We start from the raw sequence: 10,830 nt of genomic DNA on the forward strand, positions 1-10,830 counted from the left end.
GGGATGATGGGATGAGGAGATGAGGGGATGATGTGAAACTCCCCATTTCCTCTCTCCCCCATTACCCCATTACCCCATTACCCCATTACCCCATTACCCCATCACCCCATTACCCCATTACCCCATTACCCCATTACCCCATCACCTCATCACCCCATCACCGAAACTGTCGCCGCAGTAAAAGCGAGTTGGTGACGACGCTGATGGAACTCATGGCCATGAACGCGGCGGCTACGGCGGGGTCGAGGAGAATTCCGAAACTCGGGAGTAAGATACCAGCGGCGACGGGGATTCCGAGGGTGTTGTATCCAAACGCCCAGATGAGGTTTTGACGGATTTTGTTGAAGGTCGCCCGACTCAGACGAATTGATTGCAAAATGTCTTCGAGTCGATCGCGCATTAGGACGATTTGGGCGGTTTCGACGGCGACATCGGTTCCGCCGTGGAGGGAAATTCCCACGTTGGCTTTGGCTAAGGCGGGGGCGTCGTTGGTGCCGTCGCCCACTAAGGCGACGTTGTATCCTTGTTCTTGTAGGGTGGCGATCGCCTGGACTTTGTCGCTGGGACTCACTTCGGCGAAGACATCTTCCGGTCGCAATCCCACTTGCTGGGCGATGGTGTCGGCGGCTTCTCGTCGATCGCCTGTTAGTAATTTCACCTGCAATCCCAGTTGTTGTAACTGTCGCACAGTTTCGGCGGCGTTCGATCGTAACTCGTCTCGTACTGCGATAACTCCCGCCACGGTTCCCTCAACCGCCACGTAAACCGCTGTATTTCCCTGACGGACGAAGGATTCGGCTTGTTGCGAGGCTTCTGCTTCGACGGTGACGCCGTGTTTTTCCAGCCAGAGGGGGTTTCCTACGAGAACCAATCGACCTTCGACGGTGGCGGACACGCCGAATCCCGGTTCGGTATGGGCGTTTTTTACGGGATGCAAGACTACGCCGGTTTCTTTGGCGTAACGTTCGATCGCTTCGGCGAGGGGATGGCTGGTATTCTGTTCGACAGAGGCGGCCAAGGACAATACCGACAGAGACTTAGAAGAGAAAGATTCAGCGTTCCAAACTGCTGTAACCGTCGGTCGTCCCGCCGTTAGGGTTCCCGTTTTGTCGAAGACGACGGTATCGAGTTTGTGGACGTTTTCTAAAACGTCGCCGCCCCGGATTAACAAGCCTCGTTCCGCCCCGATTCCCGTTCCCACGAGAATGGCTGTCGGTGTCGCGAGTCCCAACGCACAGGGACAGGCGATCGCCAAAACGTCGATGGTCAGCTTTAAGCTTAACAGCATGGGGGAAGTGGGTCGATCGAACATCCCGTGAACCGGCCCCAAATTGGGAAACTCGTGACTGACGGACAACACCTGCGGAAACCAGTTTGTCCCGAAACCGTACCAAAACAGGAACGTCAAAGCGGCGATCGCCATAATCCCATAGGTAAAATACCCCGCCACTGTATCGGCCAACCGTTGAACCGGGGCTTTGCGGGTTTGCGCCTCCCGCACCAACTGCACGATATGGGCTAAGGTGGTATCTTTCCCCGTCCGCTGAGTTCGGACGACGATACTTCCCGACTGGTTCAGGGTTCCCGTCGTCACCGTATCCCCCACTTGTTTGAGAACGGGGAGCGGTTCCCCGGTTAACATCGACTCGTTAATGGTGGTTTGTCCGGCGACGATTTCCCCATCGACGGGAATTTTTTCCCCAGAACGCACTTGTAGGAACTCTCCGACGCGCACTTGGTTCGCCGGAAGGTCGAGAATCGAATTTCCGTCGAGATGCTGTAAGTTATCGGGGTTGGTGACTAAATGGACGGTTTTCGGCTGTAAGCCCACTAAGGATTTTAGCGACGCCGCCGCCCGATTTCGCGCCCGTTTTTCGAGCGATCGCCCCAGCAACACGAACCCCAGCAGCATCACGGGTTCTTCAAAAAAGCAATCCCAGCCCAAATCGGGGAAAAACAACGCCGCACAACTAGCCAGATAGGCGGCGGTTACGCCCAACCCGACTAAAGTGTTCATATTGGGGGCGTTGTGCGTCAAACCCCGCCATCCATCCACCAACAGGGGACGCCCGGGAACTAACAACGCCACCGTCGCCAACGCGAAGTGAAACCAAATGTTACTCAACCCCGGAATCGCCGGAAGTCCCACCATTTGCAAATGTCCGACGGTGGACAAAATAATGAGAACTACCGCCACCCTCAGTTGTTGTTGTTGTTCTTGGGCGGCGTTGCGGTGACGTTCTTCTGTGGCTTCTAAGTCTTCTACGGACAGCCCTTCCGTGGCGCGAGGTTGGCTGGGAAATCCCGCTTCGGTGAGGGTTTGGGCGAGAAGTTGGGCGTGGACGCGATGGGGTTCGTATTTGACTGTGGCCATTTCGATGGCCAGGTTGACGCAGGCGGAGTTGACGCCGGGGATTTGGCTGAGTTTCCGTTCGACGGCTTTCACGCATCCGGCGCATTTCATTCCCCCTACGTCTAGGGCGAGGGTTTGGGAGGTCTGGGGTTGAGGCTTGGGTTGGGGTTGGGGGGTTTTTTGGGGTTCGGTCAGTTGCATAAATGACAGGGAAACGTCTGTTTTTAGGGGATCGATCGAAGGGATCGATCGAAGTGGAGAAGGGGAGAGAGTACGTTTGTCTACGCTCTCGATCCCTCGGGGCGAGTCCAAAGACTTAACCCTACTGGACTTAGGTGGAACCCTCGGGCGCGTTTTTGAGGTAATCGAGATTCAAGAAGAACATGGTGAAAACCACAGACATCAAATATCCCGTTAGCCCAAAAATCAGGGACAAGATAATATTTAAGATGACTTGAACTATCGGAAAGGCGGAAACAACAGCAACTGCAAACCCCAAAATAAATCCAATCACCAGAAAGAGAATCAGAAAGCCAAATCCGATCGTTACCAAACGTCCGAAGACTTTCCACAATTGTCCTTTAACTAGATTTCGGCTGTACTGAAGGGCGTTAAATCCACAATTGCGAAGCGCGATCGCTTGTAGGATAAAAGCGAAGTTAACAGACAAGTAAATGCCGGGTATTACGAATAAAATCAAGCCCAGTCCGACGATAATAGATGTCACGAGACTGACGATAATGGTGATGGGAACTTTAGGGACTGCGCGTTGTAAAGCTGTTTTGGCGTCTATAGATCCTCCTAAAACCGCACGTTCGGCAACCATCGGCGTGGCCACGGCTGATATCGAACCTAGTACGATCCGCCAAGATATAAAATATAATAAAAATTCCGATGCCCGACGATGTAGATTCGATCGTTCCTCCTGGGGACTCGGGTTGTGTAATGAATTCTCCGATAAGGGCTACGGGTAAGTTAAAAACTAACACGAAGATAATAAAAGTTGAAAGGTTTTGTTGGAAAATTTTCCAGGCTAGATCGAAGTATTCGCCCACTTCTGCGTTTGGCTTTTGGAGAATTCGTTTCATGTTTTTTGAGTTGATATTTTACAAAAAATTTCATTAAAAAGATAGCTTTCGCCTTCTCAATAATGTTATAATAAGATAGACAAATCGGTGGTTTTTTTTGAAATTTCTTTAAGATTCCCAGCGGTCTCGCCGGGGGATCGATCGCATCGACGCAACCCGGTATATTAAGAAACGTTTTCGCAGTCTCTCGGAGGTGTACCGTTTATACTCGTCCCCTCGCTCGTCTGATCGAGCAGTTCCAAAAACTCCCCGGCGTCGGGCCGAAAACAGCTCAACGCCTCGCCTTGCACGTTCTCAAACGCCCCGAAGAAGAAGTTCGCGCCCTCGCCACCGCCCTCATGGAGGCGAAAAAACAAGTGGGACTCTGCCAAGTGTGTTTTCACCTGTCCGCCGAGTCCGTTTGCGACATTTGCCGCAACCCCAACCGGGACGACAGTACCATTTGCGTCGTCGCCGACTCCCGAGACGTTATCGCCTTAGAAAAAACCCGAGAATATCGCGGCAAATATCACGTTCTCGGGGGAACGATTTCGCCAATCGAAGGCATCGGTCCGGAACAGCTTCACATTCAAGCCTTGGTGCAACGGGTCAGTCGCGGCGAAGTCAAAGAAGTGATTTTGGCGATTAATCCCAGCGTGGAAGGGGAAACTACGACCATGTACGTCGGACAACTCCTCAAACCCTTTACGCGGGTGACGCGCATCGCCTTTGGTTTACCGATGGGGGGCGATTTGGAATACGCTGACGAAATTACCCTCGCCCGCGCCTTGGAAGGACGGCGGGATTTGGATTGATAGGATATCGAACGGTCTGATTTTCTCGGATTTTTTATGAATTTCAACGCCACTGTCTCCCTCACCACGCCCCCCCAAGACTTTGAGGGGGATAGTTTTGCTATTACCTTGGCGCCGCTGTCCCTAGACAGGGTGTATTCCCTGGCGGAGGATTCGGGAAACGGGGCGGTGGTGGTCATGAGCGGCACCGTGCGGGACAATACTGACGGACGCGCCGTGGAATGTTTGGAGTATCAGGCTTACGAACCGATGGCGTTGCAAGTGTTTCGCCAAATCGCGACGGAGATTCGCCGCCATTGGCCGCAAGTGCGCCGCGTGGTGATTCACCACCGGACGGGACGGTTGCGGATTGGAGAAATTAGCGTGTTGGTGGCGGTGGGTTCTCCTCATCGGGGGGAAGCGTTTGAAGCCTGTCGCTATGCGATCGATACGTTGAAACACAACGCGCCGATTTGGAAAAAGGAACGCTGGGCGGACGGGTCGAGTACCTGGGTCAGTATTGGAGAGTGCGATCGCACCGATTGTTGAGATGGGGATGAAGGGGAAAGTCGCCCCATCGCAGAGACGAAAAAAGGGACTGCTCAGTCCCTTCTTCCTCTTCTCATTGTTCTATGGTAATCGATGTGCGATCGATTGGCTATCTCCCCGGCGCGATAAATGTCAGCGCGTTCGTCGAGGTGGGTGTCGTCCAGGGTTCGAGTGAATTATTGTCTGAATTAACGGGGGTTCCGAAGGCGGCTTCGACAGTTATCGCAACCAACAGCCCCGTAAAAACGATCGCCGTCAGTAGGTTTCCCGAGTCCGAGTCTTCCGTTCGATGGTGTCGATCGTGCGATAAGTCTTTGGAAAAATTACAGTTCAAACAAGTCCAGCGAGAATCGCTCTCTTGGACGATTGAATGTCGTCCGCAGCGCGGGCATTCCGGTATATTTTTGCTATCCATCACCTTAACCCCTCAATAGCATCGGTAAGATGCCCCTCTGTCACTTCCATTGTCTGGGCAATGTCCACCGGGTAAAACGCAGAAATGACAGTTCTGTAATTGACTCCCGTTGAGGGGATGATGAGGTGAGGGGATGAAGGGATGGGAAGATAGGCGGTGTACGTTGGCGGTGCGTGAGGATTTCTCGGTCTCACGGTTGACACCCCATTTTTCAAGTCACGCACCCTAATTATCTATTCTCAATTATCAAAAGCCGCGTTCTCGTTCGATGTCGTAGACGATTTTCTCAATGTACCAATCTTCAGAGCGATTGGGATAGAACAGTTTCGCTTGGGCGATGAGACGTTCGGCAATTTCCCACTGTCCTCCCACTAACATTAACAATCGCTGCCGCAGGTGGTCTTGGGGAATTTCCGCTTTTTTCGAGGCGGCTTCGGATACGCCGCCTTGGAGTTGGTTGAGTTTTTTGAGGGTGTCGTGGTAGTTGTCCCAGTCTTCTTGTTCGCAGAATTTCGAGGCGGCGGTTTGATAGTCTTCGATCGCCTTGCGGGTTTCTTCCAAGCGAGTATAAGCCATCGCCCGGTTGAGATAGGCGGGGGCGGCGTCGGCGTCGAGTTCGATCGCTCGTCCGTATTCCTCTAACGCACGGGGGTAATCCCCGGCGTCGCGGAAACTGTTGCCTCGGGCAACGTAAACTAAGGCATCGTTGGGATCGAGTGCTAAGGCGCGATCGAAATCTGCCATCGCCCCGGCGCGATCGCCGAGTTGAAACCGGGTTTTGCCGCGATTGCGATAGGCGAAAGCGTCGTTGGGATTCAGTTGTAAGGCGCGGTTGAAGTCTTGGAGGGCTTGTTGCGTCTTCCCGAGTTTCACGTAGAGGATACCGCGACAGCAGTAGGCGCGATCGTCGTTTTTGTCCGCTTGCAACGCCCAGTTGAGGTCTTTTAACACTTCGCGGGTGTCCCCTTTCTGCACGCGATCGAGCAGGGTTTTGTAATAGTCTCCGACTGAGGGAATCGGTGCGAGGCTTGGCGTGGCTTCGGGTTGCGGCGTCGGCGGCGGTTGCAGTTCCCGCAGGCGATCGAGACAGCGTTGGCAGTTTTCCTTATCTTTAGCTTCTAAATAGAGTTGCGCCGCCCGTTTGAAACTCTCGATCGCCCCTTGACGGTCGGCCAGTTTGCGGCATATCGTCCCCCGTAACTGATAGGTGGCGGCGTGGCTCTCGTCGAGTTCCAAGGCGCGATCGACATCGGCTAAGGCACCGGGAAAGTTTTTCAACGCCAACCGCACTAACGCCCGTCCGTACCAGGCACTTCGCAAGGTTTTATCCAGTTCCAGGGCGCGGGTATAGTCGGAGATGGCATCGTGCAACCGTCCCGCCTCGAAATAGGCTCTGCCTCGGCGATCGAACGCCAGGGCGAAGCTAGGATTGTTGTCGATAGCAGTGGTCAACGCGGCGATGGCACCGACGTAATCCCCCGCTCGAATACATTCCGTTGCGCGATCGAACCACTCCTGTGTCATAGTTCGGACAAGCCTAGCGATAAACCTATTACATATTCTATTTTTTTTGCGATCGCCCCGTCAGGTAAAACGGTCGGTTTTTCGATCGAGTACCCTAGAGATCGGAAGTTTGAGAGAGTTGGCGATGGCAATGTTTCAATTTTTCCTCGCCGTTTGGCTGAGTCTAAACCTGTGGACAGGAACGCCCCTCGCACAAGCGGTATTGTATCCCCCCGCCCTGTCCTACAGCGAAGCGGAACTGATCGATCGCGACTTCTCCGAACAACAACTGGCCTCGGCAGAATTTGCCGGATGCACCCTGCGATCGGTCAACTTCCACAACGCCGACTTACGGGGCGCCGTGTTCAGCGTCTCTTGGATGACCGACGTAGACTTTCGCGGCGCCGATTTGAGCAACGCCATGCTCGACCAAGTGAGCTTCGTCGATACCGACCTCCGCAACGCCCAGTTAACCGATACGATTTTACTGCGATCGACCTTCGACAACGTACAAATCGACGGCGCGGACTTCACCGGCGCCATTCTAGACAGGGCCCAAGTCAAACAACTCTGTCGTAACGCCCAGGGAACCCATCCCATCACGGGAGTTTCAACCCGCGATTCCCTGTACTGTCCTTAATCGCAGATCCGGAGAACGATGGAACCTCCGAGAGCGTCTCAGCGGTGGCGAATTCCGACCGCGATCGTCACGATCGCGCTCTTAAATTCCAGTGATAGCGAGTCCAGTCTCGCTCAAATCGTTCCCGACGACAGCCTTTCCAACCCGTCGAGAGTGCAAGTTGAAGGTCGAACCTTCCACATCGAAGGAGGAACCCAGGCGCAACAGAATCTCTTTCACAGTTTCGATCGCTTTTCCGTCCCCACCGACACCGAAGCCCGCTTCGAGGTCGATTCCAGCATCGCTAACGTCCTCACGCGGGTCACAGGACACCAAGCCTCTTACATTGACGGCTTGCTAGGGGTTAACGGAACCGCCAACCTGTTTTTCCTCAATCCCAACGGCATGATTTTCGGCGAAAACGCCCGTCTCGACCTCAACGGTTCCTTTTTCGCCACCACCGCCGACGCCCTGGAATTCGCCGACGGCACCACCTGGAACGTCCGAGGGCAGAATACACCGCAACTCTCGATTTCAGTTCCCCTGGGTTTGCAGTGGTTTCCCAACGGATCGGGATCGATCGCCGTTCGCGGATCGGGGGTCAACTTTGGCGTTCCCACAAACTTGCCCCTCACGCTTCCCGCCTCCCGTCCCGGCTTGCAGGTGGCCGCCGGCGAAACCCTCGCCCTACTCGGGGGAACCGTCACCCTCGATCGCGCCTCTCTCGACGCCCCCGGCGGACGAGTCGAAATCGCCGGAATCGAAGTCGGTCGGGTCATTATAGACAGTGCCGAGGCCGGAGTATCGACCTACGACGAGGTCGATACCTTCGCCGACGTCAGTTTCGACCAAAGCCTCGTCACCGCCAACGGCTTGCGCGGCGGTTCTGTGGCCGTCCGCGGCCGCAACATCGCCCTGGCCAACGGGACTACCGTTGTCATTCAGAATTTCAGCAATTCCACCGCTGGAGCGATCTCGATCGCGGCCAGCGATCGCCTCGAACTGTTCGGCATCACCCCAGACGGACAGCGAACGACCCTCTTACTCAATCAAACCCTCAGCAGCGGACGGGGGGGAGACGTTCGGCTGAGTGCGTCGCGTCTGGCGTTACGAGACGGGGTACAGGTAGCGGCGGAGAGTTTCGGTTCCGGCTTGGGCGGCGACGTTTACATCGAGACGACGGAGACGGTGGATGTTCTCGGCTTTGCCTCCAGCAACAGTCAGTTGTTTAGCAACGTTTCCGCCGCCGCCTATGGGTCGGGAAACGCGGGTAATCTCAGCCTCAACACCGATCGCCTGTACTTAGCGGATGGGGGGCTTTTAACGTCCACCACCTTCGGCACGGGCAACGGCGGCACGATTCGAGTGCGGGCTGACCGGGAGATCGATATCGTCGGCGTCAACCCCGACCAGTTCCTTCCCAGTGCTATTACAATTTCGACCTTGGGAGAGGGCAATTCTGGAAACCTCTTGTTGGAGACCGATCGATTGAGCGTGCGCGAGGGCGGCCAGCTTAGTGCCTCGACCTTAGTATCGGGGGCGGCCGGACGCATCGAGGTACGGGCGCGGGAATCGATCGAGGTGGTTGGCATCTATCGCGATACCATTCCCAGTACCATCGACTCCTCCGCCCCGATTTTGGAACCGTCGTTACAAGCCTTTTTGGGCGTTCTAGCGATACCCACGGGATCGACGGGAGACGTAACCTTGAGGACGGCCACTTTATCGGTACGAGACGGGGGCATCGTCTCGGTCAACGCTATGGGAGAGGGGGACGCTGGGGCGTTGCGAGTGTTCGCCGACGGGTTGGAGATGGTCGGCGGCGGGTTGACGGCTTCGACGAAATCGGGACAGGGCGGCAGTATCGTCCTCGAGGTCGAGGGCAGTTTGCAAATGCACGAGGCAAGCCGCATCGGTGTCACAGCAGGCGGGGCGGGAAACGGCGGCAACGTCGCGATCGCCGCCGAGACCATCGTGGCACTTGACAACAGCGATATTGCAGCCAACGCGGTATCTGGCAGCGGCGGCAATATCGACATCGCCACCTCGGGCATTTTCGGCGCCCAGTTTCGCGATCGCCCCACCTCAAACAGCGATATTACAGCGTCCTCGGAGTTCGGTCTCTCGGGAATCGTCAACATCGTTACGCCAAACCTATCGCTGCCGTCGGGATTGTTGGAACTGACGGTGCGTCCCCTCGACCCCTCCCGTCAGGTGGTGTCAGCCTGCATCGCTGACGAAAATACGTTTGTCGTCACCGGCCGCGGCGGCATTCCAGAAGATCCGACCCAGCGATTGCGCACGCCCACGATTTGGGAAGATTGGCGGTTGACGGAAATTCAATCTGACAACCTTCACCACGAGAGGCCGAAGAGCGATCGCGCCATGTCGGCCTCTTCCTCCGCGATTCTCGTCGAAGCCAACCGCTGGCGGCGCAACGCTGCCGGAGAGGTGGAGTTGTTTGCAGAAACTCGCCCTTCCTGGCGCGTTTTTCAACACTGCGGCCGACTGTAGCGCCTCGGGATTATTGGCTGAGTTTGAGGGGAGTGACGGGAACGTCGTCCCAGGAATCCACAGTTCGCAGACGTGCTACCCAACCTTCGGATTTTTGGCGATCGTCGAGATTCTCTTCAAAGGATTTGAGGCAGTCTCGGGCTTGTTCTTCGTTACAACTGGCGATGCAAGCGTGAACCATACCCGTGGGATCGAGTTGTTCGCAAACCCAAACAGGTGTCATCGGCGTGTTCCCCACGTTTTATCTACGCTTCTCATTGTAGGGAATCTCGAAAAGGCGCAGGAACGGGAGAGAATGCGCAAATGGGACGACAAAACCCCAACCCGTTCCGGGTTGAGGCCGTTGAATTTGGGAAATCTCGGGGTTTCGAGAGTCGATTAACCGATAACGGCGGAAGTGGATTCGATAGGGAATCCGTTGGCTTGCCAACCGGCCAGACCGCCAGTCAGTTCGGCTACGTTTTGATAGCCGGCTTCTCGCAGCATTGAGGCAGCTTCGGCGGTGTCTTCGTCCGTCGCGCCGTAAATGTAGATGTCCCGCATGGGTTCGAGATTGGCGGTGGCTCGATCGACCAGTTCCGCTTGGGTTAGGGAAATTGCGCCTTGGATGTGGCAGGCGTTGAAAGCCGATCGATCGCGCACGTCGATAATTGTCAGCGCCGGTTCGCCCCAGTCGAGGCGGCTTTTTAAGTCGTGAGCGCTGGATTTGCTGTGTAAGCTTGCAGGAATGGGAATCATAGGAGCGATAGGTTGAAACGATTGAAACTTGATGACTCCCAATGTAACGATTTTTTTAAAAAATGCAAATTTTTGTTGAAAAAATATTGACATATACATAACTATAATATATATAGCTTTACTCCAAAAAAGGGGGGAATCGTCGCGTTTTCCGGACGACAGGAACCGTTAAAGGGGGAAAATGCTTCCGAGAAGGATTTGCGATCGCGAAACTTAGTGACCGAAAATAATGGGATTCAAGCCCCGTCCTTCTAGGACGGCTTTCTCTGAATAAGCGC

At 55.0% G+C, this 10,830-nt stretch carries 10 protein-coding genes; 4 read left to right on the forward strand and 6 right to left on the reverse strand.

The genetic code is table 11. The features are described 5' to 3' along the window. Positions 1 to 157 precede the first annotated feature (157 nt). Both ACP5D4_RS19120 and ACP5D4_RS19125 read right to left on the reverse strand, forming a co-directional pair. Positions 158 to 2,554 carry a heavy metal translocating P-type ATPase gene (locus ACP5D4_RS19120; RefSeq protein WP_428013212.1) on the reverse strand — a complete coding sequence of 799 codons (2,397 nt, stop codon included), beginning with the start codon at positions 2,552 to 2,554 and terminating at the stop codon, positions 158 to 160. Positions 2,555 to 2,684: 130 nt separating this feature from the next. Beyond that, a complete protein-coding gene (locus tag ACP5D4_RS19125; protein ID WP_428013213.1) occupies positions 2,685 to 3,179 on the reverse strand; it encodes a hypothetical protein in 495 nt (164 codons plus the stop codon). Between the two features lie 423 nt (positions 3,180 to 3,602). Here ACP5D4_RS19125 and recR point away from each other — a divergent pair, with 423 nt between their 5' ends. Next, positions 3,603 to 4,235, forward strand: coding sequence for a recombination mediator RecR (gene recR, locus ACP5D4_RS19130; RefSeq protein WP_428013221.1), 633 nt, complete (start codon positions 3,603 to 3,605; stop codon positions 4,233 to 4,235). A gap of 36 nt (positions 4,236 to 4,271) precedes the next feature. After that, positions 4,272 to 4,763: a molybdenum cofactor biosynthesis protein MoaE gene (locus ACP5D4_RS19135; RefSeq protein ID WP_428013214.1), complete on the forward strand. Its 492-nt coding sequence runs from the start codon at positions 4,272 to 4,274 to the stop codon at positions 4,761 to 4,763. Between the two features lie 109 nt (positions 4,764 to 4,872). Here ACP5D4_RS19135 and ACP5D4_RS19140 read toward each other — a convergent pair whose 3' ends face one another. Both ACP5D4_RS19140 and ACP5D4_RS19145 read right to left on the reverse strand, forming a co-directional pair. Next, complete coding sequence (locus ACP5D4_RS19140; RefSeq protein ID WP_428013215.1) at positions 4,873 to 5,178, reverse strand: hypothetical protein; 306 nt, start codon at positions 5,176 to 5,178, stop codon at positions 4,873 to 4,875. Positions 5,179 to 5,424: 246 nt separating this feature from the next. Then, on the reverse strand, positions 5,425 to 6,702 hold the full coding sequence (locus ACP5D4_RS19145; protein WP_428013216.1) for a tetratricopeptide repeat protein: 1,278 nt from the start codon (positions 6,700 to 6,702) through the stop codon (positions 5,425 to 5,427). Between the two features lie 124 nt (positions 6,703 to 6,826). Between ACP5D4_RS19145 and ACP5D4_RS19150 the strand changes: the two genes are divergently transcribed. Together ACP5D4_RS19150 and ACP5D4_RS19155 are read left to right on the forward strand one after the other, a co-directional pair. After that, positions 6,827 to 7,321, forward strand: coding sequence for a pentapeptide repeat-containing protein (locus ACP5D4_RS19150; protein ID WP_428013217.1), 495 nt, complete (start codon positions 6,827 to 6,829; stop codon positions 7,319 to 7,321). Between the two features lie 18 nt (positions 7,322 to 7,339). After that, on the forward strand, positions 7,340 to 9,814 hold the full coding sequence (locus tag ACP5D4_RS19155; RefSeq protein ID WP_428013218.1) for a filamentous hemagglutinin N-terminal domain-containing protein: 2,475 nt from the start codon (positions 7,340 to 7,342) through the stop codon (positions 9,812 to 9,814). Positions 9,815 to 9,824: 10 nt separating this feature from the next. Here ACP5D4_RS19155 and ACP5D4_RS19160 read toward each other — a convergent pair whose 3' ends face one another. Next, positions 9,825 to 10,037 (reverse strand): glycogen debranching protein, encoded by a 213-nt coding sequence (locus ACP5D4_RS19160; protein WP_428013219.1) that lies wholly within the window; start codon positions 10,035 to 10,037, stop codon positions 9,825 to 9,827. 155 nt (positions 10,038 to 10,192) lie between these two features. Continuing rightward, entirely contained in the window at positions 10,193 to 10,552 is a 360-nt protein-coding gene (locus tag ACP5D4_RS19165) for a rhodanese-like domain-containing protein (protein WP_428013220.1), read from the reverse strand. Positions 10,553 to 10,830: the final 278 nt, after the last annotated feature.

This window comes from Baaleninema sp., from assembly GCF_049974805.1.
Taxonomy (GTDB): Bacteria; Cyanobacteriota; Cyanobacteriia; order Cyanobacteriales; family Geitlerinemataceae; genus Baaleninema.

What these genes read in the sequence shown, in the direction of transcription:
- ACP5D4_RS19125 (WP_428013213.1), bottom strand. Translation starts at nt 3,179, where the DNA reads ATGGTTGCCGAACGTGCGGTTTTAGGAGGATCTATAGACGCCAAAACA.
- ACP5D4_RS19155 (WP_428013218.1), top strand. Translation starts at nt 7,340, where the DNA reads ATGGAACCTCCGAGAGCGTCTCAGCGGTGGCGAATTCCGACCGCGATC.
- ACP5D4_RS19150 (WP_428013217.1), top strand. Translation starts at nt 6,827, where the DNA reads ATGGCAATGTTTCAATTTTTCCTCGCCGTTTGGCTGAGTCTAAACCTG.
- ACP5D4_RS19135 (WP_428013214.1), top strand. Translation starts at nt 4,272, where the DNA reads ATGAATTTCAACGCCACTGTCTCCCTCACCACGCCCCCCCAAGACTTT.
- ACP5D4_RS19140 (WP_428013215.1), bottom strand. Translation starts at nt 5,178, where the DNA reads ATGGATAGCAAAAATATACCGGAATGCCCGCGCTGCGGACGACATTCA.
- ACP5D4_RS19165 (WP_428013220.1), bottom strand. Translation starts at nt 10,552, where the DNA reads ATGATTCCCATTCCTGCAAGCTTACACAGCAAATCCAGCGCTCACGAC.
- ACP5D4_RS19160 (WP_428013219.1), bottom strand. Translation starts at nt 10,037, where the DNA reads ATGACACCTGTTTGGGTTTGCGAACAACTCGATCCCACGGGTATGGTT.
- ACP5D4_RS19120 (WP_428013212.1), bottom strand. Translation starts at nt 2,554, where the DNA reads ATGCAACTGACCGAACCCCAAAAAACCCCCCAACCCCAACCCAAGCCT.
- ACP5D4_RS19145 (WP_428013216.1), bottom strand. Translation starts at nt 6,702, where the DNA reads ATGACACAGGAGTGGTTCGATCGCGCAACGGAATGTATTCGAGCGGGG.